The following is a 23,997-nucleotide window of genomic DNA, read 5'->3' on the forward strand; positions in this document are numbered from 1 at the left end:
CTCCCCTTCCCTGTTTTTTTACCACATATCACGCGGGCACGCATTATTGTTCTGCCTCACGTTTATGTAAGATTCAAATACTCTTTTATACCATCGACAATAGCTTGGGCCGCCTTGTATTGCATATCCTCGGAAAACATCGCTTCCTCATCCGACGGGTTGCTTAGAAACCCGACCTCCAAAAGAACCGCAGCCATATGGGTCTCTCTAATGACCTGATAATTACCGTCCTTGACTCCTCGGTCTTTTAAACCCATGGCTTCCACCAACCGCTTATGAATAGATTCGGCTAATTGTTTGCTGCTGCTCCGCTTATAATAAAATGTTTCCGTTCCGGTCGTTTGCGGTGAGGAGGGCACACTATTGCCATGAATCGAGACAAAGACATCGGCATTTCCTTCATTGGCCAACGCCACGCGCTCTGAACGGGTAGGATAAACATCGCTTTCACGAGTCATTACGAGATGAATCCCGGGCTCCCGTAAAAGTAACTCCTGGACTTTCAAGGCTAACGGTAAAGTAAATTCCTTTTCGGCTCTCTTGCTGTAGCTGGTTGTCCCCGGATCGCTGCCGCCATGTCCCGCGTCAATCACTACCGTTTTCATTCCCGGTTCGGCAACAGGATTTTGAGGATTAACAGGGTCAGCAGGATCTAGAGGATCGGTAGTATTCTCCGGATGGTTTAAATTAACGATTAGGTTGCCTTCATTAAATTCATAGTTAAGCGGCATGTTTTGATCCTCGTTTAACTCAACAACGATCCGGACTTGCTTTGGATCTTGATTAAACAGTGAATATCTAATGTCTGCTATCTGTGAATTTCCGCTTACGTCCAATCTCCCGTTTAGGCCGGCATCCACTGACTGGAACGTATCCGCAAATGCGGTATTCGGCAAATCGATTACGATCCTTTTAGGGTCCGGCAGCGAAAATAGGCTTGGAGTAACTTGCCCGTTCATGGAAATAACAAGCTGATTATCGTTAAATTGGATTTCGTTTATATATGTTAATGAGTCATCGGTATGATCTTTGGGCGGAATAACATTTTCTTCTTTACTTGCAAGATATACTGTCTTGTCGGCATTATTCCAATTTACCTCGAGCCCCATTTGTTCACTGACGAAACGAATCGGAACTAAAACTGTATTCTTTTGCACCAGGGGTGCGGTATTTAGCAAAACTTGCTTATTGGTGACTTTAGCTTCTTTTTGACCCACTTTTAAAGAGATCGTATTCGAATTATTTTCAATTTTAACGTTTTGCGTCTTTTGCTCCCACTTTACATTAAATTGTAAATTTTCAGCCACGACTCTTATGGGGATCATCACGTTATTATTTATACTGGCAACTTCCACGCCTTCTGGAAGAACTATTTCCTGGCCATCCAGTACGATTTTTGATGAAGCGGCTTTTGCATGAATTTCATACGGGAAGAGAACGATTAAGAAAATCAAACTTAAAAAATATAAAAAAAATGCCTTTTTCATTTTCACACCTCTATTAATCGTCGCAATCTATGATTTTGTTATGGCTTTTATTTGGCCACAAAGGTCTGCCCCCCCTTGCTAAGTAGTGTAATCAACAAATTGTCATCATGGATATTTCTACATGAATATATACCTTCCCTTCTAAAACTACATTATTTTGCAAAATTTGTTTTGCTTCTAATCGATTATTGCAGTCTGAGGCCCACAGACATCCGAATCTGTATTAAGCCCCCGGCTATCAAGGTGCCGAGCGCATTTCCAAATCCAAAAGATGCAAATCTGCAGGTATTTAGGACGATCCACGGGGCTATGCGAAAAAGGTTGTCTGATGGGACGCTAGATAAAAGACCTATCCTCATTTCATAGTCGGTGATATAATCAATGGTAGATATATCCTATTTTTCAAGGGAGGCATCATACTTATGACATGGTTCAACGGACTTCCTCTATCCAAAAAAATCTCCGCCGCCTGCTATATGGTGGCCGCCATGTTTGCCGTGCCTACGCTGGTTTTGTTTGTGGTCGTCGGGAAACTGCTGGCGGGAATTATTTTGATCATTGTATTGGGAGCGCTTACTTACCCGCTTACCGTTTACGTTCAGAAGTCTTTGACCGGCTCTTTCGACGACATTTCAAACGCGTCCGCCAAAATCGCCAAAGGGGATTTCACCGTTCGGATCATGGAAACCGGGGGCATGGAAGAACTGAACCGCGCCTTCAACAACATGGCCGACAAACTGCGTAAAATTCTGCAAGAAACCTCGGAAATCACCCGGAAAGTGATGGATTCCAGCAGGTCGATCGCCGACCGGAACCAGGAGCTCATCCGCGTCATGACCCAGGTGACCCAATCGTCGAACGAGCTCGCGCTCGGGGCCAACGAAATCTCCGAGGATGTCACCGGAATGAAAGGTTCGATCGGTGAAATCGAGCTTAAAGTGAGTAATTATGCCGGTTCTACGCGAGAGATGAACCAGCGCTCCATGGAGATGCTGAATCTCGTGGAGCGGGGGCAGGAGTCGGTAGCACAGCAGGCCGAGGGGATGCGGCGCAATATTGAAGCGACCAACCGCGTGGCCGAGTCCATCGAGGCGTTGGCTCAAAATGCCCGGGGGATCACGAAGATTACGAGTACGATCTCGGAAATCGCGGAGCAAACCAACCTTCTCTCCCTGAATGCTTCGATCGAGGCAGCGCGGGCGGGCGAACACGGTGCCGGCTTTGCCGTAGTCGCGCATGAGGTCCGCAAGCTGGCCGAGGAGTCCACCGCTTCCACCAAAGAGGTGTTTAGCCTCGTCCGCAGCATTGAGCAGGATGTTGTGCGGGCCGGACAAAATATCAAAATCAATGAAGACGTCGTACGCAAGCAGAATGAGATGATCCGGGAAGCGGAACGCGTCTTTCAGCAAATCGTAGATAGTGTTCAATATATTTCGGAGCAAATTTCCGTCTTCTCCCAGGAAAGCGAAGCGATGCTGGAAGGCGCCCAGCATATTTCGTCGGCCATCCAGAATATTTCAGCGATCACGCAGCAGTCGGCGGCCGGAACCGAGCAGGTTTCCGCTTCTATGAATGAACAGATTACGTCGATTCAGGCGATGGCCGATGAAGCCGAAGAAATGAAGAACGCGGTATTCCAGTTGCAAAAGACGATACATATCTTCAAATTCTAAAATGACTTAAACCGCCGTCTATTTTTGAGACACGGCGGTCTTTTTTTTGGTATATTGGGATAATCAAATCGATAGAACGTATTGAAAGGAGACAACCGTTTCATGTCAACGCCATGGGAAGAATTTTACCGCGGACATAAATCGTCATTCATAGCCATGGCCTATCGGTTAACGGGTTCATGGGCAGAAGCGGAGGATATCGTCCAGGACACCTTTACTTCCTTGATGGAAACCCCCACTTCATTTGAACATGTGCGGAATCCGCTGCCTTACTTTCGGCAAGCCGTCGTCAATCGCAGTTTGAATGTGCTGAAGTCCCCGCGGTTTTCCCGCGAAACATATCCGGGGACATGGCTTCCCGAGCCGCTTTTTCAAATCTCCTCCGGAATGGATGATTCCGTGCTCTGCGAGGAGCAGGTTTCATATGCCTTTTTGGTTATGTTGGAGCGGCTTTCCCCTGAAGAGCGGGCCGTGGTTGTTCTGCGGGAGTCATTCGCAGTGGATTATCAGGAAATAGCATCCATCCTGAACAAAACCGAGGCCGCCTGCCGAAAACTGCTGAGCCGGGCCCGGAAAAAACTGAACCTTAGCGGGCTGGACGAAGCGCAGGTTCCGGGGGACCGGGTTTCCAAATGGGTTCAGGCTTTTCTTCAAGCCTCCCGGCAAGGGGAGTTCTCCCCCCTGCTGGCGATGATACGCGAGGATGCCGTCCTTTGGAGCGATGGCGGCGGAAAAGTGCGGTCGGCGCTGCGTCCGATCTATACCCGGAAACGGATTATGGCCTTTTGGAACGGCATTTTGCGTAAAGGAGCTTTATCCGGCAATTTGGTGCCGGTACTCTTAAACGGAGACTGGGGACTACTCCTTTATCAAGAAGGCCAACCCGTCAAAGCCATCGCTTTTGAAGGGGATGCCGACGGGCGAATCCAGAATATGTATTTGGTTACCAACCCGGATAAATTAGCGCTGGCTCCTCCTCTTTCCCTGCTTGTGTCTCATTAATTTTACGGTCCGGTCACAAAATCCCTTCCTTCTTTGTCTTATCTTTGTAAATCATAAACAGACCATTGGGAGGGATTTGCCATGAAAATGAGACTGAACCATTACGCTGTGAATCCGGAGGTTTACCGGGCCATGACTCAATTGGAGAATCGCGTCAAGGAAAGCGGATTGGACCGGGTTGCGTATGAACTGATCAAAATTCGAGCTTCGCAAATCAACGGCTGCGCTTTTTGCCTCAACATGCACACCGAGGAACTGCGGAAGATGGGCGAATCCGAACAGCGGATCGCTTTAATCAGCGTCTGGAAGGAGTCCCCGTGCTACAGCGACCGGGAAAAAGCCGTGCTGGAACTGACCGAAGCTGTTACCCTCATCTCCAAGGAGGGTGTGCCGGAGGAACTGTATCAACGCGTGCGGAGTTTTTACAGCGAGAAGGAATACGTCGATCTGATTTTTGCCATCAACCTGATCAATGCCTGGAATCGCATCGCCATTTCCACGGGGATGTTTCCCGGGTGCATGGACAAATAATGCCGCTGTTCTCCCCGTACAACAAGAAAGCCTGGAGCCACGCTCCAGGCTTTCTGTGTATTATGATCACACCAAAACTAAAGATTATTGTACGGCTGTCAAACGCACCCACATGCTCGAAAAATCACCATGCAGAGAAGATACCGGTATGCCCGCGTGCATCATACGATCCCCGCCGAACACCTCTCCGCTTGGCTCTAACCGGTAGTTTTTGACCGGATCCAGCCCCTCCAGCTTTACGCTGCGCAGCGGCGCATTCGGTTCCGCCAACACGCGGAAGTAGAACAGCAGCGCCTCTTCCCGATCACCGCTCACAAACATCCAGGAAGTGTCATTGCCCTCAAACGGGCTGCGCAAGCGGTAGAGGTCGCCTTGCTGCACCAGGCCGCGGATTTGCTTGTAGAATTCGATCTGGCGTTTTGCCGTTTCCTTCTCTTCTTGCGTGAACTTGGTCAGGTCCAGTTCGTAGCCGAAATTTCCGGACATAGCGACATCCCCGCGGAAGGCAAGTGAAGTGATCCGATCCACCTGGTGATTCGGAACGGCGGAGACATGCGCCCCCATCGTGGAGACCGGATACACCAGGCTCGTACCGTACTGGATTTTTAACCGCTCCACGCCATCGGTATCGTCGCTGGTCCAAGTTTGCGGCATATAGTAAAGCATGCCCGGATCAAACCGGCCGCCGCCGCCGGAGCAGCTTTCAAACAAGATACCCGGAAACTCGCTCGTCAGACGTTCCATAAGGTCATAGAGGCCGAGGATATAACGGTGGGCAATTTCTTTCTGCCGTTCGGCCGGAACTTGCGCGGAGCCGATTTCCGTCATATTGCGGTTCATATCCCATTTGACGTACGAAATCGGGACGTTTCGGAAAATATCGCTAAGCCGCTCGTACAGATAGTTCCGGACATCCTCCCGGGACATATCGAGCACGAGCTGGTCCCGCGCTTCCGTCCGGCGGCGGTTCGGCACATGCAGGCACCAGTCCGGGTGGCTCCGGTACAGATCGCTGTCCGGAGAAACCATTTCCGGCTCGACCCACAGGCCGAATTGCAGACCGGTCGCTTCAACCCGGCGGGCCAAATCCTCCAGACCGCCCGGCAGCTTGCGGCGGTCCTCAAACCAGTCGCCGAGCGAGCTGTTATCCTTGTCGCGGCGGCCGAACCAGCCGTCATCCAGCACGAACAGCTCGATCCCGAGCTCACTGCCCGATTTTGCGATGGCCTCGATTTTGTCGGCGTTGAAATCGAAGTAGGTCGCCTCCCAGTTGTTGACCAGAATCGGCCGCACTTGATCGCGGTGCTGTCCGCGGCAGAGCCGGGTCCGGTACAACCGATGGTATGTCCGCGACATGCCGCCCAGGCCTTCGTCGGAATATACCATTACCACTTCCGGGGTCTGGAAGCGGTCTCCCGGCTCAAGCCGCCAGCCGAAATCGAACGGATTGATGCCGATTTGCAGCCGTGTCGTCCCAAACTGCTCGACTTCGGCTTCCGCCACAAAATTGCCGCTGTATACGAGGCTGAACCCGTATACGTCGCCTTGACGCTCATTGGCATCCGGACGAAGCAGGGCGATAAACGGATTTTGCTGGTGGGAGCTCGATCCTCTGCGGCTGCTGATCCCCGTGACTCCGGGAGCCAACTTCCGCCGTTGAATATGGCGTTCGCGGGCCCAGGCACCGGACAGATACAAGGCGTCGTAGTCGCTGTCGGCAAAATCGAGGGACGCGCTCAAAACGCGTTCCAATTCCACCGTGTTAGGGCCCGCGTTCGCGATGTTCACCGAACGGATAATGGCGGTAAAATCGGAGAATACCGTATAGAACAAGGTCACCGTTAGCCCGGAAACCGCATCGCTCAGTTCGAGTTCCAATGTCTCGGCTTCGGAATCTCCTTCCGTATAAACGGCGGGCAATCCCGCGAGAGCCGGCTTTCCGGAAACGATCCGGTGCGAACTGTAATTCAATTCCGTAATCCGGGTACCGTCGGCCAATTTCACTTGATAGGCCGGACTGCGGAAATCGCTGGTCCCGTATCCGGGGTATTCCTGCGGCAGCGTGTCAAGGGAAATTCTTTTATCCTCCGGAATCGGGTTTGGAGAGAAAGACGCCCTCTCCGTAAGCTGCACCAGGTTCGACAAATTAGCGTCGTTGCGCAGCTTGGGCCCGTAATATACATGAGCCGGATAGCCACGCACCAATTGGATCAAATAGCTGGAATTTTGCGATTGCAGATGGAACAGACCCTGAACTTTATCAAAGAAAATGGGCATAGTAAAATCCTCCTGATTGGTTATGATATCTGGATTAGCACTTACCTCATTCTACTATGATATCCAGGAGGAGTAACGTTAATAAAGTGATCTGATACATGGATTTTTGTGTCTTTTTTTGTCACACCACATTTTCCTTGTCCCCGCCAACCTGCCCATCGGGAGCCGGCCTGGAAAAGACATAATATCGGTTTTTGCCTAAACGTTTGGCATGGTACATCGCCCGGTCCGCTTCTTCCAGCATCCGGGCCCGGTCCACTTTGGAAGCATGGCACAGGCTAATCCCTATACTGCCCGTTACGGACATATCCCGCTCTTGAATGTGATAGGGCCTGCTGATTTTGCTTAAAATTAAGCCTGCGAGAATCTCAACCTGGTTCGGGTCGCGATTTTTCATAATGAACAAGAATTCGTCTCCGCCCATCCGAAAAGCGAGCAAATTTTTATTCGTCACCTGCTGCAAATCCTCGCTGACCTCCTTGAGCAATTGGTCGCCCGCATTATGACCGTAAGAATCGTTAATCTCTTTAAACCGGTCTAAATCCAGACTTAGCAGGGCCAGATTGTCCTTGCCTTTAAAGGTCGACCAAAAATGTTCGAATCCGTTCCGGTTTAACAACCCGGTCACCGGATCCCGATACGCCAGCTCCCTCAGCGTATTTCTCTCCGCCAAAAGGGTACGGATATAAAAAATTCCAGCGAGCAGTACTATAAAGACAAAACCATAAAGAATATAGTGCAGGTTTATTTCGGATAAATTCATTGTCATCACCTATACATCCCCATTTCTGCCTTACTTGTTGTCTGCCGCTGTTTGGGGACTTGGAATTTCACGGTCGTCCCCCGGTGGGGGACGCTGGAAATCTGTAAACCCTGCCCGTAAATTTGCTTCAACCGGCGATCCGTATTGATCAGCCCGACCCCGCCAGGAGGTGTAAGTGTTCCGACCAACAACTGCTTCATTGTTTCCTCCCCGATGCCCACCCCGTCGTCCGATACCGCGAATTCCCATTCGGCCTGGCATTCCGCAATCCGAATGGTTACCGTGCCGCCGCTGGCCCGGGCAAGTATACCGTGCCGAACCGCATTTTCAACCAACGTTTGAAGGGAGAGAGGCGGTATTTCCGCTTCCACCGAGGCGGGAATCTGCCAATCTATATTGAGCCGCTCCCCGAAGCGTTCTTTTTCAATATATAAGTAAGAATGGAGAAGTTCAAGTTCATGCGCCAACGGTACGACACGCTCCAAATTTTTCAAGTCGAAGCTCTTCCGCAAATAATTGCCGAATTCCTCGAGCAGAATGACCATTCTTGCGGGATCGCTTTCGCTGAGGGAAGCGATGGAATTTAACGTATTGAACAGAAAATGCGGCTGAATTTGAGCTTGGAGCCATGCGGCTTCCATCTGGAGCCGTTCATGGATCGAGTGCTTGAGCTCAACCAAAGCCCGCACTCTCGCTTTCAACTCCATCGCCCCTACCGGCTTGGCGACATAGTCGTTAGCCCCGGAAGAAAAGCCCGTGAACACATCTTCCGGCCGGCTCCGGGCCGTTAACAGCAATACGGGCAGTTCGGAGATGGAGTAATGGAAGCGGATTTTCCGGGTAAGCTCATAGCCGGACATCTGCGGCATCATAACATCGGCAATCACCAGATCCCATTCACGCAGCTCCAGTTGTTTAAGAGCGTCTTCTCCGTTTGTGACGACAACGACATGGTATTGCTCCTGAGCCAGCATGTCCTCTAAAATCTTCAGATTAATGGGGTCGTCGTCCACCGCCAAAATATGCGGCCGATCCTCCGCTAACCCTTGAGAATCAAGCGCGGTTTCTTCAATGACGGGGTCCTCGATTTGTAACGGAGACGTTTCAATTATCCCAACCGCACTCGCGGCCGCCTCCAGATACGACGGGGGCGACAGAGCCTCCTTGTGCTGTAGATCCACCGGGATTGTAAATGTAAATACAGACCCTTGACCGGGGACCGACTGAGCGGTGAGCGTACCGCCATGTAGCTCAACCAACTGCCTGCAAATGCTGAGCCCCAGCCCGATCCCGCCTCCGGTCGCCGTGATCCCCGAATCTCCTTGTTCATAAGGCTCAAAGATCCTTTCCAGGGTTTCCCGATCCATCCCCATTCCCGTATCCTTCACATGAATGCAGACGGTCTCCTCTTTGATCTCGGCTTCCACGGTCACCTTTCCTTCACGAGTATATTTTATGGCGTTATGCACCAGATTGAACAAAATTTGAACCAGACGATTCTCATCGGCAATGACGTTAGGGAACGGGGTTTGAAATCTCTGTTCCAAGGCCACCGGCTTGCCTTCGGTTAAGTAACGCACCATATCGAACACCCCGGCCACTATGCCCTCCAAATTGACGCTCTGTTTTTGCAGCCGAACGTCTCGGTTCCGCAGAAGCGTAGCGTCCAGCAAATCGTTCAGCAGCAAAGACATCCGCTGGCCGACGGTGACGAGCAGTTGCAGTTTGTCCCGGTGCTGAGGCCGAAGACGGCTCCCTTCCTCATCCAGGACCGTCTGCGCCATATTGATCATGCCGTGAAGCGGATTGCGCAGTTCATGAGACGTATTGGCCAGAAAGTCATCCTTTTGCTTGTCCGCCTTAAGCAGTTGTTCCGCCAGCTTTCCGGCACGGATCGAAGTTTGGCTGAACCGGATAAACCAAAAGGAAGCAAAGCTGAGAAACGCAATGACAAGGTCTACCGGATAGTAGGGCATATCCTGCCAAAACCGAGCTTTGACAACTCCACCGATCAAAATATTCATCGACAGGGCCGTTGCCGCCAGGAGGAAGGAAAACGCCGTCTTCTCCCCGCTGCGGATCACATTTACAATCGTCATTGTCACGAGAAGGCTCATACCTACGTTGAGCGCGAGCAGCAGGAGCCGGAAGTAGGTAACATACTCCACCGGCAGGCACAACGTGATAAGCATACTGACCATACCCAGAGCTGTAAGAGCGCGAATCGGTGTTTTTAATTTGCGTTCCTCCAGCAAAGACCTTGTGCACAAGGTGATAAATAAGGCCAGAGCCATATAAATCACGAGCCTTAATTTCACGGACCACACGACATCCAGCTGCAGCCAAGCGATCAGCATCCGATCGTCCTCCGACAGCACGGACAGAACCGCAAAAACGTTCATTACGGCAAAATAAACCAGCCCTTTTCCGCGATACCCCATCATTAGCAGAATCAAGGCGCAAAGGCCGTGCAGCAGCATCACAATCGTGACGATGATTTGCATCGTTTTGGTGAAAAATTCTTCCCGGGTTATGGCCTCCGCCATTCCGAACTTGATGGACTGGTTGATGCCGCCCTTCCCCGAGTACTCGTGATTCGAAACGTGAATCACGATATCCAGATAAGGCCTGTCCGATTTGAACAGCACGGAGTACGGGATATTGCTCGATTGGCTGTCCGGGGCGCTTTCGCCCGGGTTCCCGGCCTGCTTCAGCAACTTTCCGTTGACGAACAGTTTGGACGCCGTATCGATGCTGTAGATGCGCATACCGTACAATAACTCACTGTCTTTAAGAAGTACGCGCAAATGATAAGTGGCAAATTTATGTTTACGGTAGAGTTCGGACTGATTGACCCAATTCGCCGGGACATGAATGAATTGTTGATCCAACCTGCCCTCCGACTTCAAGAACGTTTCCGGCTCCACGAAGACCCCGGGATAAAACTCCCACTCTCCATTTAACGTAATCACCTGGTTATCGGAGAAATTCCATTCCCGCAAATTCTGGATTCCATGCTCCGCTTGCGGATGCTCCGGAATCATCCGGAATTGGAACCATAATAACCGAAGGCCCAGAAGGAGCAAAATAAAGAGGAGCAAATACAGAAGCATCTTTCGCTTGGAGTTCAGCTTGAGAGGTGCGAGCGGCAATCGGTTCCATTCCTTTCGAAGTGTACCCCTAGGACTCGATTCTGGCTTGAATGATCAGCCGATGCGTTGGATTCTTTAAGGGGTGACAAGTAATCAGGGTGAGGATTTTATCTTGGCCATTTCCTTCAAGCACGGACAAATCCGTAGGTTCAACTACCGAAGTATCATAGACGGTATATTCATAGGTCCCGTCCATCGTGCTTATCCTGATCTTATCTCCAATCTCCACTTCATTCAAGCGGTTAAAAAGTCTCCCCTTGGTTCGGGCACGGTGGGCGGCCACCGCCGCATTGCCGACTTGACCAAAAGGCACCGTCTCCATCATATGCGCAGCCGCGTGTTTCATGTTTTTCTGGGTCGCCCCCTCAAGCACGGGAAGCTTTAAATCAATCTTTTCAATTTCGATCGTCGCCAGAGTCCCCTCCTTCACAGTTTCCTTGGCCACAGGGGGCGGAGCTTCTTCTTCCCCGTGATCTTGTTCAAGCAGCCGGGACACTCGTTCATATCCTGCCGCCAGTTCGGAGTTCGGACCTCCGGTGTCCCTTAACCTCTGGAGTGCTTCCGCTTCCTGAAGCAGCTTCTTCTCCTCCCGATTGGCATTCCATTCTATGGCGTAAGGAGCCGCAATCAGAATCAACCCCGCAATGATGAGCAAGTAAGGCCACTTTCGCATCGGTTTTGTCCACCTTTGACTATGTTGTTGAAATCAGCTTAACGCACCCGGCTCTACAATTTCTCAACGAAAAAAGAAGGAATACCGGGTCAAGAGCCGGCCGTTCCTTCTTTCCAGTATTCCAGCGTATCCTCGGCCAGTTCTCCCAATCGCCACAGCGAGAAGCTGTTTATGCCTTCTTCCCGAGCCGTTTGTACCCAGCTGTTAAGGGTCATCCGGTCGGCAAACCATACGGTATGCTGCTCCCCATCCTTCGAGCGGTATTCAAAGTGCAGACTGCCGCTGTCTTTGTCCCTCTGCAGAGAGGCCCCTTCCGCTTGCGCCAGCTCCTTCGCTTTCTTCTCGGTCACGGCCGTCACTTCTCCGGACGCCGACCAGTCGAAGCCGCCGGCGGCAAGCGCGATGACCGGCTTTCCGGGAAGGCTTTTCAGTTTGCCGGACACCTTACGGATGAATGCGAGGTCTGCTTTGGGCCCGGGACCGCTATGGCTTCCAAATAAGTTATAAGCCATCATGACATATTCGGGCCCTTCCGGAAGCGTCACAGATTCAACCGGAGCTTTCGGCTCCAGCACGATGCGAAGTGTTTTCCCTTGCGCCTTCAGCTGTTCGTAGAGCTCTTCATAAAAAAGGCTGACGGACGTCCAGTCTTCCTTGTTGATCTTTTCGTAATCGATTTCCACCCGATTCAATCCATGTTCTTCAAGAGTATCGATGATTTGCCTGATATGTCGGCCGCGGCTTTCCTCGGTAGCCACCAGGCGGGTGACCAGGTCCGCATCCTTTTGCGCCGAGCTCCCGTCCGTCCGGACGATGTCGTTAACGAGGGTTAATCCGATCTCGGCGGCGGGTTCGGCACGGAGCTCGGTTATTCGGGACAGCGCCTTTTTCATATCCTCGCTGAAGTATAACGCGTCCGTTTCATCAAAATAAGCGGCAAACAACTGCAGCCCTTGCGGGGGGCCGCCCGCCAGCTTTTGCGCTTCCTCCATACCGGCATCCAACTGCCAATCGACGAGCCAGGCGGAAAATTCCGCCCGGTCCGCCGGAATGGGGTCCGGCTTGTCGCGGCCGGTCTCTCCCCGCAGAGAGAACCAGACGGCGGCGGCTCCGACCAACAGCAGCGCTCCGGCTCCCGCCAGGGCGATTCGCGTTCCTCTGCCTGCAGGCATTAGCCCACCTCCACTTGCGTTGATGTAATCAACCTAGAATGTTTCGATCGCCCAGTCAACAGCGGCGTTTACCGCCGCTTTTACGCGGTCAGCCGCCCCTTGCCAGCCATGGGGGGCATTGCTGAACAGAACCTGGTCACCCGCTGTAATCTCCATATTTTCAAACCGGGCATCGTAGATATTTTCCTTCTTATTCTTCTCGTTGTATTCCGCTTCGACAGCCACCGTACCGGATCGTATGGAATCATCGATCTGCCGCTTGTCCAGCATCGCCTCGTCGTCCACCCGCACAGTCAAGGAACCGCCGTCCAGCGAAATGTCGACCTGCCGCTCGTCATTGATATTGATCGGATGGGCATCGTCATCCTTATTCACTCCGGCCGAGGTCTGCTCATACGTATAGACGGAAGCCTTGTCAAAGCTCAGATCTTCGGATGACCAGGAGACGGCGTCCAGCTTGCGCGCAAGCAAGACTTCAGGATCGGCACCGGATTTCTTCTGTTCCACTTGAAGGGTGTTGTTGTCCAAAGTGACCCGGATATAAGAATCTTTCGCACGGTCATACCGGACATAAATGCTCTGCTTGCCCACCACATTTCCGGTCACTTTGGCGGAAAAGTGCAAATTCCCGCTCTTTGCCGGTTCCTTTAATTCGAGCCATCCGCTTCTTCCCGGCGGGGAGGTCAGAATCAGCTCATGATCTTTAAACTGCGCCGCCCCATCCTTGACGTTCCACTGTCCGGCATCCTCCTCATTTCCGGTTATGAACGGCAGCGCTTCGCCCGTATCCTCCCGCAGCCTCATTAAAAGATGGTTCGTCGACCAATAAGGTGCGGGCTGAAGCCGGGTCAGATTGAGAATATCGGCACTTTTGGAATTATAAGCCTCACCCTCCCGGTTGAAATGAATCTGGAACAGTTGACGGATATTTTCCTGGTTGGCCTCCGTCACCAGACGGTTCATTCCTTCGCCGAGCGCGTTGGCATGCATGATCATATAGACCGAAGGCACATAACCCATCTGTTTCGTATATATTCCTTGGATATTCTCATAATCGGCGCTGATCCGCGCATTCATCTCATCCCGGTTCTCGGCCGGGATCATATTCTCGTCCCGAATAAAGTCCATTAAATAGTGGTTATAGTACGCCACATTGGACTTATCCCGCAGTTCATTCTCGTTCTTCATCCCGATAAAACGGCCATCATTATCGAACACATTAATGTAGCTGAGACGGTACCCGTTCGTCCCCATTTCCCAAAAACCGGTCTTCTCCATCTTCTTCATTTCTTCCGGCTGGACGAATTTCCGCTCTTTATTGTCTCCCAGCTTGTCGGCATAGGAAAAAAATGTCGCCTTAAAATTATACTTCTCCAGCATCGGACGGGCAAACAAACTCGAATCATTTCTCCCGTCTTCGAAGGACAGGAACAGCGCCTTGTCCGGAAGCGGTTTGCCTTTCGTATAAAAGTTCATGATATCCTGCTGCGATATCGTCTGATAGCCCAAATCGTGCAGCACCCGAAGCTGCTCGTCCAGGTCGCTTTTGTCCACCAATTTGGAGGTCCCGGAACGCCCCACACCGAAATAGGACAGGGCGATAAACCCGCCCTGCTGCTGCCATTTCGCCCGGTCGGGCTCCTGATAAGTCTCTACATCAAACACAGCATGAAACAAAACGACCCCCAACAAGACCAATATGACGGACTGGATCAACGTTTTGACCAGCTTCTTCGTGTTTTTTCTGCGTACATCCAGGGCAGAACCTTGTTTTTTCTTTACCATGTCTGCCATCCTCACTTGACTCGGTTTTTATTTTTAAGTTTCCGTGCTTCTTTCTTCTTCCTGGCCTCTATGTCCTGCGGCGTTTCCCGCGTTCCCCAAGTGGACTTCCAGAAGGTCACCCAAGCTACAGGCATCTGCCAGAGCAAGATGAACTCATAAAAGACACAGAAGACGAAGCCGAATACCCAAAGCCGGCTCTTCCGGAACATCAGGTGCGCCAAACTCATCAGCAAAGCCATCATCAATAACCCCAACAGGAAGGTCGTGGGGAAAACGCGGTAAACCGCCGGTACGTAAACGAGGTTATACAGCACAACAACCGGCGCGGCGATCGGCACGATTAAACCTATGTAGAAAAATAAGGCCATAAAAGGCTCCTTCCGCCAAATAAACGTCGCGGCCCGGAGCGATTCGCGAAGCCAGGAACGTTTCCACCGCATTTGCTGCTTCAGAAATACGTCCATCTTCGAAGGAACGATCGTGGAGCAGATCGCGGAATCCTGGTATGCCGTCCGATGCGTTTTCAATATAAAGTTGGTCATGCTCCGGTCATCCCCGAAGGTTGCGGGCTGTCCAAGAAACTTCTGATTCAGCCAGGCCTCGGCATGCTGCTGAATGAGATCCTTCCGGTAGCATGACAAAGGACCGGAAAGACAGGTGACGCTGTCAAACCAGGATTCCGCCGCCTTCATTATGCGAAATGCGATATAATAGCGAACCGTCTGAAGCTTGGTGACGGTGTTCGTGTATTTGTTCTCCACATCCGTCCGCCCTGCCACGCCGCCCATATTCGGGTCTTGAAAAGGCTGGACCAGATGCCGGATCGCCGTAGGTTCCAGGAAACTGTCCGAATCAACGAAGACGACGAGATCATGTTGGGCCAACTCGACCCCTTTGACCAGCGCCTCCCGCTTTCCGCCGTTCTTCTCCAGAACGGTGTACTTCAGCCGATCCCTGGTAGCAAAGCGCTCCGCCTCGTTATGAATCAACTCCACGGTTTGTCGAATATGGCTCACCGAACCGTCCGTGGAACGATCATCCACCACAATCACCTCCAGCTTGTCCACCGGATAGTCCTGATTGATACAGCTCATGATCGTCCTGCTGATCCATTCTTCTTCGTTAAAGCAAGGGATGATGATAGAAACGCCCGGCGTATAGTCGGGATTGATCGGGACATCGCGGTAAAAGGCGCCGAATAAATAGCGGGTCAGCAAAAAAGCCGCCGCAATCAAGCTGTATAAATAAAGCACCAGGTTGTAGCGGAAGTAAATGACACTCTCCACGCGCATCAGCATAATAAACAAGACGGCTACAAAAAGGATCGCGCTCGCGGAGTAGACGGAATATCCCCAACGTTTTCTTTGAAAGTAAGCAGTCAGAGGCTTGGAAAATTCCACGGCCAACATGAGCTTGGCTTCCTGCCCGTCCTCACGTGTAAAACGGCGTACAACCTTAGCGTCAATGGTAACGGCGGATTCAAACCCCTCCGGCATCGTTCCGGGAGGAATACGGAAGCGGGCGCTCACCCGGTTTCCTTCCATCAAGTCCGCATCTTTCCCCAGTTCGATCAAGAGACCCGTTGCCGAGATATCGACCGCCCTGCCCCGGGTTCCCTCTTTTTTCCGCTTGCCCTCCGGCACGAGCAGTACTTCAAAGTCGGCCATATATCGCAAACTTAACATCCGCAGCTTGTTGATATACTCCGGATCAACATCTCCGTCCCCGGATCCCGCCAATTGCGAGCCTCTTCGGTCCGCGCTCTTGCGGACCTGTTCCGGATCGGGAACATACGAAAGCGTCCGCCGGTCCGTTCGAGTCATTGTTAATTTTTCTTCTTTATTTTCTTTTTTCTTAATGATCACTTGAGAAAACCCCAATCGCTATATTACAGGCTCCAGTAATGGAAGCCTTTGTGTTTGAACACGTTTTTGTCATAAATCCCTTTAATATCGATCATTGCCTTGGGCTGGTCGTCGCTGCACATGCTGTCGATTTCCATCGGACCCATTGAGGCAAAACAATCATGCGCCACAGCCACAACGACTATATTGAGTTCCTTCAGCGCCTCGGCTCCCGATAGCTCCACGCCATACTCCTCACACGCTTCCGCGGGGTCGACCAGCGGATCGAAGACAAGCGGTTCGACGCCGTACTCCTGAAGCTCCCGGATGATATCGATGACTTTGGAGTTGCGGATATCCCGGCAATTTTCTTTGAAGGCCAGCCCTAAAATGCCTACCTTCGTCCGGCTCAGATCCAGGCGTTCCCGAACCATCATTTTAATGATGTTTAATGCGATATATTTCCCCATGCCGTCATTGACATGTCGGCCGGCCAAAATGATTTTGGAATGATATCCGCTGTCTTCCGCCTTATACGTTAAATAATACGGATCGATTCCGATGCAATGTCCTCCGACCAGACCCGGACGGAAATTCAGGAAGTTCCATTTGGTCCCCGCCGCCCGCAGCACGGCATTCGTGTCGATATCCATCTCGTGAAACAGCATGGACAGTTCGTTCATAAAGGCGATATTGATATCGCGCTGGGCATTTTCAATGACTTTGGCCGCCTCGGCGACCTTGATCGTTTCGGCCCGGTGTACCCCGGCCTCAATGATCAGTTCGTACAACTTCGCAACGGTGCCCAGCGCCTCTTCGTCGCTGCCCGAAACGATCTTCACGATATTCTCCAGGCGGTGAACCGGGTCGCCCGGATTAATCCGTTCGGGTGAGTAGCCGACCTTGAAATCGGTGCCGCAGCGGAGACCCGATTGCGATTCGAGCACCGGCACGCAAACTTCCTCCGTCACTCCGGGATAGACCGTTGACTCGAAAACGACGAGCGATCCGGGCCTCATCTTTCCGGCGACCAGCGCGCTGGCCTTCTTCACGAACTGCAGGTCGGGGACGTTCCCGCTCTTGACCGGCGTCGGCACCGCCACAATGAAGCATCGCACCCCGTCAAGATCGGCCGGATCGGACGTAAATTTCACGCGGCAGTCGGATATGGCCTCGTCCCCCAGATCCCCCGTGACATCGATTCCCCGCTGATAACTCGCCACTTTGGCGACATTGACATCGAAGCCGATCACCTCGGCTTTTTTGGAAAAAGCGACCGCGATCGGAAGGCCGACATACCCGAGGCCGATGACCGCGATTTTTTCACGCCGATCGACGATATTTTCATATAGTCCAGTGTTCATATTCTTACTTCCCCGCTGTCCTAATTTTTTTGTTCCTTGATCAAATCCGCCATTTTCACAAACGTATAGCCTTTGCCTTCCAGACTGTCGATCAACCTTGGCAGAGCTTCAATCGTATGAATGTCATCCAGCATATGAAGCAGGATCACGCTGCCCGGCTTCGTCTGCGTTAAGGCGCCGTTCACGATATCGTCGGCGCTGTTGGAGGCATCCCAGTCGAGCATCGTCACATCGTACATCGCGATGTCCGGATAGCCTACCGCCGCGATCGCTTTGGCTCTTTCGTCGTCGACTACACCGGTAGGCGGGCGGAAGAGCATAACCGGCTGCTCTTGAATCGCGTCGGTGATCACCTGGTGCGCCTTGACAATATCCTTCTGCAGTTCTTCGGCCGTCAGGGAAGTGACCACCGGGTGGCTGTAGGAATGGTTGGCGACATCATGCCCTTCCTCCACCATCGCCCTGGCCAGATTCGGGTTGGTTTCTACGCCTTTTGCCCGCAGGAAGAACGTAGCGTGCACGCCCTTCTCGGCCAGGATGTCGAGAATTTTCGTGACGGTTTTGTCGCTCCCCCAATCGTCGAAGGTGAGGGCTATATGTTTCTTGGGAGTGTCCACCTGGTAGATGAGACGATAGTCCGCCTTTTGGTACTCGGGGTTGATGCGCGCCGCATCGTAACCCGGAATCTGCTCGAGCGGCTTTCGTACGCCGCCGCCGCTGACGAGCTTGTCCAGCGTAACCAGCTTATATCCGACCTCGTCCGCCGCCGCGGCGATAAAGGGAATCGACGCGATCACTTCCGGATTAATGTCGGTGTTCAATGAGATAATGCCGCCCCGGTGGATATATTTTTTCACATAGTCGCCAATCTCCTTGGCGCTCTTCATATCCCGGTCCTTCGGGTTGATATTGTAGCTGACCACCGCCTTCATGCCGAGCTGGGCCGCCACCAAAGGCAGATCCGCGGGATAGTCCCCCGAGCGGGTGCGCACATATTTCGGGCGCGTTCCGGTTTTCTCTTCGATCACGTCGCTGGCCAGCTTGACCTCTTTGTAGATTTGCTGGTAGTTCAGCTTGTTCATGTCCAACTGGTTTAATGTGTTGTTCTCAATCTCATGCCCGCCGGCCAAGATCGCCGCGGCAATATCAGGTTCCTCCGCAACCCGTATGCCGGGAAGAAAAAAGGTCGCCTTCACCTTGTATTTGTCCAACTGAGCCAGCAGTTTCGTCATTGTGTCTCTATCCCCCATCCCGTTAAACGTCAGGGATAATTCCTTCTTGGCCGTGTATACAAAAGGGAGTTCCAGACTCTTTCCGCCGGTATACTTCTCGACAACCTCCGTCGGCTTCACGACAGGCTGATCCGAACCCTTTCCGGTCTCCGCCGAACATCCCGCCAACAGAATGAAGAAGGCCGAGATCATCACTCCCGCTTTGCGCAGCGGCCGTTTCATTACTTCCATCTTTCCTTAGCTCCTTTAAAAATCGTAAATAAACATAGTATAATAGGAATTTCCTCACAGCACCAAGATTATTTTTCTAGTAAAATAGCCCCACTATTACAATACCTCATTCTTCTTTACAATTTCTATACAAACTAAGAGAATTTTCGGGCAAAAGAAAAGCGCTCCCCAGGAGAGGAAAGGTCTCCTTTGGGGAACGCTCGGTGTCAAACTACTTTTTGAGTGCCATTCTTCTCTTAAGCAACAAGCCTAGAGCAATCAAGGAAACCCCGGCCAATTGCACCGGCAAAGCGCTCTCTTCACCGGTTTTCGGCAGCACTTTCACGCCACTGCCTTTCTGACCGGCATCAACTCCGGCTTCACCGCCTGAATTTCCTAATGAGCTATTTTTGCCGTCTTGCTTCGTATCCTGATCAGGTTTTTGATCCGGCCCGGTGGTATCTCCGGCAGAACCGTTACCTGTGCCTGGAGCCTCCGTATTTCCTTGATCATTATTGTTTCCTCCGTCCCCATCTTCCGCAGGAGGGGTTGAAGGATCATTCGGCTTATTCGGTTGCGAAGGGGTTTGCGGTTGGCTGGATCCGCCTTTGTTTCCGGATTTTCCGCCACCGCGGTTTCCGTTATTGCCGCCAGAGTTTCCTGGGTTTCCGGGAACCTGCGGCTTTTTGACGTTGGGAATAGGGAGTATGAATTTGCCGTCCACCAGCTCGGTGCTCGAACCGATCGTTACGGGACGCTCGGTCGCATCGAGCAGATAGCCCGCCGGTGCCGCCGTTTCCTTAAGGATATACTCCCCGTATCGAAGATTCGGGAACACCGCCACACCATAAGTATCCGTTGTCACCGTCAACGGGTCCCTCAGCTTTGCGGCATCCTGGAGTACGAAGGTCGCTCCGGCCAGCTTCTTGGAAACATCGTCCTTGTCGACCTTGACGATTTCCAGTGAAGCGACAGGGTCAGGCTGTTTTTCATTCTCCACCGTTAACGTCACGATGGATTCCTTGTCGATGGCGATTTTACGCTCCGTGGGGTCCAGTACATAACCTGCAGGAGCCTCGATCTCTTTCAGGGTGTAATCCCCAAAGGTAAGTCCGTTAATCCGTGCACGCCCTGTTTCATCCGTCGTCAAGACAATCGGGTCTTTTTGCTTACCCGCATCCTGCAATTGGAATTTGGCCCCTGCCAGTCTTTTCGAGGTATCCTCTTGGGCCACTTTCTGGATTTCCAAACCGCCGAGCGGAATGTATGGGATTTTTTCGTTAGGTACCGGGAGCACTTTCACGCCGCCTGTGCTTTGCACCTCTTTATCGATTTTCACCGTTAGAGGAGCCGTCAGCGGTTCATAGCCCGCCGGCGCTTGAAGCTCGGTCAGCGTATAGGTGTCGTAAAGCAGCTTGGTGAACGTAATTTTCCCGTCCGCTCCGGTTTCTTTTACTCCGATCGATTCGCCCTTGCTGTTTTTCAGCTCAAACTTGGCGCCGGGCAATACCGTGTCCGGTCTGTCCTTGTCCACTTTCGTGATTTCCAGACCGCCGCGAACGCCAGAGCCGGTACCGGAACCGGAGGATAAGCGAATTTCAATCTCCTTCCCCGTTTCCCGCGTACCTACCGATACACCGTCTCCCGTAAAGTTCACTTGGTTCGTGATCTTTTCTTTGTCGACGGATACGGCGATTTCCGACTGATATTTCAGGATATAGGCCGTTTCGATGGCCTTGGGAAGAATCACTTCGAAGCTCTTCAATTCACCCGAATCATCGGTGTGAAGCACAACATCATAGTCCTTGCCTTTTTCCTGAAGCTTAGCGGCCGAAACGTTGCCATTTGCATCCACTTTACCTTCGTACAGCTCGAAAGTTTCCGGCTTCACGATTTGATTGGCACTTGGCGTATCGATGATTTTCGGATTCTCGACGTAGGATTGACCTTCGTTGATTTTGATTTGCCAAAAGATTTTGTCGGCGTCTTTGCCGGCGCCGCGTTCACCGGTCTTGCTGACATATACTTCGCCGTGCGGGATTGTTACGGTATGGCCCCAATTCCATTTTGCTCCGCCTTCCCCGCTCAATGCAGCGACGTTCGGTATTTTGTCCGCCACCAATGTGTTATCAAGCTTCGTTTGGAAGGTAATCCAGTAGGGTTCATGGATGTTTCCAAAATCGAGCTGAATCTGGCCGTTGGTGGTATCAACCTTTTTATTAGTGAGATCGACTTCCGAACGTTGCAAAGGATCGCCGTTTTCCTGAACAGACATTTGGTAGACTTTTAGTGAATCCTCGACCAAAGTTTGATTTTCCAGCAGAGGATCCTTAAAGATCGCACTATCTACTTTGAACCCATTGTAATTGGCATAGATTGTCCAGGTTAATTTCTTGGTTTGAGGATCATAGCTGCCTGTCTTGGCACCGTTGTTCTTGGTATAGGGGTTAGGATCAAAAGAATCACTCAAAGTTTGATAATCAGCTGTCTTTTCCGCCCAGTCTAATTTAGCATTGTTCCCGAACTCCGATTTACTAGGATCAAACGCAGTCTTATAAGTGATCACGTATTCTTCGGAGAACTCTCCCGAGAAGCTTAGCTTAAAACCCTGATCAACTGCTATACTACTATCCAAGCTATGGGGTATTACATTTCCGGATTTAGAGGTTACCTTAAGTTCACTTGGAATCAAGGTCAATCCTCCACCTGTGAAGTTGTCATCGATAACTAGGTCCGTCATTTTCTGAAGGTCACTGTTAACAACGATTTTCCAGGTAAGTTCCTTGGTAGCATAATTTGTAGCGGACTTTACAAGGCTCTTAGTTCCGATCCCGCTGCTAAAGGTTTGAGATGCGGACTTCTTGGTTTCTTCCCCTTTGTATGTCGTGGATACTACATTCGTGACCTTAACATTATCGTATACCCTTGATTTGTATTTAGTCTTGTATTTAATCGTGTACCCTGAATTTATGCCTGAATTGAATTTCAATTTGAAACCGTTTTGGCCCGGAGCCAGATCATCGGGTTTTGTTACTTCAAATTTGCTTTTGTCCACTTCCCCGGCTCCAACCTGAGTAACGATGAGGTCTCCAACCAAATCCATGGTGTCAGGAAATCGGTCCACAATAAACGCCTCGGCCTCAATGATAGGTTTTTCCCCGTGATTATAATCAATCGTCCATTCCACCGTCTGATTGACCGGATCATAATTACCGGCTTTTTTTGTCACCAGTTCCTTACGTTGAATGGTAACATCATCGGAGGCACTCACAGTGGTAGAGTTGCTCTTTAACGTGGCTGTATTATTGAAATAGGTTTCTTTCTCATCGATCACGTCCGTTTTAAAGCGAATCCGGTATGCCGAAGTAACCTCAGCATCGTTAAATTTGATGCTAAAAGCGGAACCATCCGGTTCGGCTGCCACTGTGTAGCTCCCGTCCGCAGGGGAAACCTCGCTCCCTTCGCCCGGTGCCCGGTCAATGTTCAGGTTAAGTCCGTAAACCTTGATGCTGGTCTTATCCAACTTAAGTCCAGCAGGAATTTGATCCGAAATCTCAGGAGCGTTCAGTTTTTTAGCATCTGTGTTAACATCCAAGGTCCAATCAATATACTTTTCCCCAGTTGGCGTACCTTGCTTTACTAACGGCTTCCCGCCAAACGGCGCAAATTTAACCTTTGTTACCTGGTCCCCTCCACGTATCGGGAAGGTGATGGGTACTTCGATGCTTCCTTTAATCTCAGTCTTGCTGAATTCGGTGTGCATCTCCATGGTGCCCCGAACTTCCGAGTTATCCACCTGATCATTGAAGACCACCGTTACGTGACCGTTCGTTTCAACGGTAAACTCCCCAATGCTGCTGCCGTCATCAATGAACAGCGGCTGGGTAAACCCACTGTAAATTGTGAATTCCTTAGGGATGTCAAATTCAAACGATTGGCCGCCTGTATAGCCGTGTCCGTTCTCCAATGACCATTCATATTCAATTCGAACGGGATCCCCGGGCTTGGAAAATCCTTCACGGCTCGGATTGTACACCGCATCGATCACGGTGTTGTTTTGGTCCAGGAGCCTAACCTTAGTGATCATGCTCTCTTTCCCGGCAGCCATCAACGAAACCGGTCCATAGACCGCATCCGTTATCGTTGCCGCATCCCCCGGAGGGAAAGCATTCGAATCCGCGCTGGCCGTAGGCATCCACGCTCCAAACACCGTTTGAAGCAGAAGAACCCAGGCTATCGTTATCCCAATCATTCTTTTCTTCATTGGGTTACTTACTCACCTTCTTTTTATTTTTTTTTCAAGGATCAAACGAAGTTTGTTTTTCCTGACCCCTCCTATCAGGTTTGTTGTATAAAAAGTCACAATAAATATACTAGTTCCTGGTTCTGAACAAATTCTCTACAATACTCCACATATTTCTCAACAAGCTTCTCGACAAAAAAAGAGCGCCTTCCGGCACTCTGAAAACTTGCTCCTAGTATTGGAGACTGCTATTAGGTTCGTCTGCCGGCGGCCAGCCTTGTTTTAATAAGCCGCGCAGGAGGGTGCTGCTTATTTTGAAACTTGTCGCCTCGGTGTGGCGAGTTGGATCCGGCGTGCCCCATTTCCCTAACCGCCGTCGCATGAGCAGCCTTGCAAGAAAGACGAAAATTAACGCTAACGGTTGCCACAGCCGTTATTTGTCCTGAAAACGCCGATTTCCCATTCTAACGGTCATCACGGCGCTTATTTTCGCACAAACAGGCTGTTAAGGCGAGTATCCAGGGGAATAACGGCGCTCACGACCGTTAGAATTTCGAAAGGGCTACTTTTCGTTAAATAGCGGCTGCTA

At 51.3% G+C, this 23,997-nt stretch carries 14 protein-coding genes; 3 read left to right on the forward strand and 11 right to left on the reverse strand.

Features of this window, described 5'->3' with window-relative positions; translation table 11 throughout:
* Positions 1 to 62: 62 nt before the first annotated feature.
* The gene (locus V4U88_RS09665; protein WP_334073051.1) at positions 63 to 1,487 is read right to left on the reverse strand and encodes an N-acetylmuramoyl-L-alanine amidase family protein; all 1,425 of its coding nucleotides are present in this window, start codon (positions 1,485 to 1,487) and stop codon (positions 63 to 65) included.
* A 422-nt stretch (positions 1,488 to 1,909) separates the two neighbouring features.
* On the opposite strand from V4U88_RS09665, the gene V4U88_RS09670 reads away from it, so the two are divergent.
* The 3 genes from V4U88_RS09670 (at position 1,910) to V4U88_RS09680 (ending at position 4,693) form a co-directional block, all read left to right on the forward strand.
* A complete protein-coding gene (locus V4U88_RS09670) occupies positions 1,910 to 3,160 on the forward strand; it encodes a methyl-accepting chemotaxis protein (RefSeq protein ID WP_334073052.1) in 1,251 nt (416 codons plus the stop codon).
* Positions 3,161 to 3,262: 102 nt separating this feature from the next.
* Positions 3,263 to 4,162 (forward strand): sigma-70 family RNA polymerase sigma factor, encoded by a 900-nt coding sequence (locus tag V4U88_RS09675; RefSeq protein WP_334073053.1) that lies wholly within the window; start codon positions 3,263 to 3,265, stop codon positions 4,160 to 4,162.
* An 81-nt stretch (positions 4,163 to 4,243) separates the two neighbouring features.
* Positions 4,244 to 4,693: a carboxymuconolactone decarboxylase family protein gene (locus V4U88_RS09680; RefSeq protein WP_334073054.1), complete on the forward strand. Its 450-nt coding sequence runs from the start codon at positions 4,244 to 4,246 to the stop codon at positions 4,691 to 4,693.
* Between the two features lie 84 nt (positions 4,694 to 4,777).
* On the opposite strand, the gene V4U88_RS09685 is transcribed toward V4U88_RS09680, so the two are convergent.
* The 10 genes from V4U88_RS09685 to V4U88_RS09730 form a co-directional block, all read right to left on the reverse strand.
* Complete coding sequence (locus tag V4U88_RS09685; protein ID WP_334073055.1) at positions 4,778 to 6,970, reverse strand: alpha-galactosidase; 2,193 nt, start codon at positions 6,968 to 6,970, stop codon at positions 4,778 to 4,780.
* A 121-nt stretch (positions 6,971 to 7,091) separates the two neighbouring features.
* On the reverse strand, positions 7,092 to 7,739 hold the full coding sequence (locus tag V4U88_RS09690) for a GGDEF domain-containing protein (RefSeq protein WP_334073056.1): 648 nt from the start codon (positions 7,737 to 7,739) through the stop codon (positions 7,092 to 7,094).
* Positions 7,739 to 10,885, reverse strand: coding sequence for a hybrid sensor histidine kinase/response regulator (locus tag V4U88_RS09695; protein WP_334073057.1), 3,147 nt, complete (start codon positions 10,883 to 10,885; stop codon positions 7,739 to 7,741). The genes V4U88_RS09690 and V4U88_RS09695 overlap by 1 nt, the downstream gene beginning before the upstream one ends.
* 28 nt (positions 10,886 to 10,913) lie before the next feature.
* Positions 10,914 to 11,558 (reverse strand): class D sortase, encoded by a 645-nt coding sequence (locus V4U88_RS09700; protein WP_334073058.1) that lies wholly within the window; start codon positions 11,556 to 11,558, stop codon positions 10,914 to 10,916.
* An 89-nt stretch (positions 11,559 to 11,647) separates the two neighbouring features.
* On the reverse strand, positions 11,648 to 12,730 hold the full coding sequence (locus V4U88_RS09705; RefSeq protein ID WP_334073059.1) for a glycosyl hydrolase family 18 protein: 1,083 nt from the start codon (positions 12,728 to 12,730) through the stop codon (positions 11,648 to 11,650).
* Positions 12,731 to 12,763: 33 nt separating this feature from the next.
* On the reverse strand, positions 12,764 to 14,515 hold the full coding sequence (locus V4U88_RS09710) for a polysaccharide deacetylase family protein (RefSeq protein WP_334073060.1): 1,752 nt from the start codon (positions 14,513 to 14,515) through the stop codon (positions 12,764 to 12,766).
* A gap of 11 nt (positions 14,516 to 14,526) precedes the next feature.
* Positions 14,527 to 16,338 (reverse strand): glycosyltransferase, encoded by a 1,812-nt coding sequence (locus V4U88_RS09715; RefSeq protein WP_334073061.1) that lies wholly within the window; start codon positions 16,336 to 16,338, stop codon positions 14,527 to 14,529.
* A gap of 65 nt (positions 16,339 to 16,403) precedes the next feature.
* A complete protein-coding gene (locus tag V4U88_RS09720; RefSeq protein WP_334073062.1) occupies positions 16,404 to 17,723 on the reverse strand; it encodes a nucleotide sugar dehydrogenase in 1,320 nt (439 codons plus the stop codon).
* Positions 17,724 to 17,743: 20 nt separating this feature from the next.
* On the reverse strand, positions 17,744 to 19,186 hold the full coding sequence (locus tag V4U88_RS09725; protein ID WP_334073063.1) for a polysaccharide deacetylase family protein: 1,443 nt from the start codon (positions 19,184 to 19,186) through the stop codon (positions 17,744 to 17,746).
* A 211-nt stretch (positions 19,187 to 19,397) separates the two neighbouring features.
* Positions 19,398 to 23,429, reverse strand: coding sequence for a collagen binding domain-containing protein (locus V4U88_RS09730; RefSeq protein WP_334073064.1), 4,032 nt, complete (start codon positions 23,427 to 23,429; stop codon positions 19,398 to 19,400).
* Positions 23,430 to 23,997: the final 568 nt, after the last annotated feature.

It is taken from the genome of Paenibacillus sp. A14 (assembly GCF_036864815.1).
Classification (GTDB): domain Bacteria; phylum Bacillota; class Bacilli; order Paenibacillales; family Paenibacillaceae; genus Fontibacillus; species Fontibacillus sanfengchensis.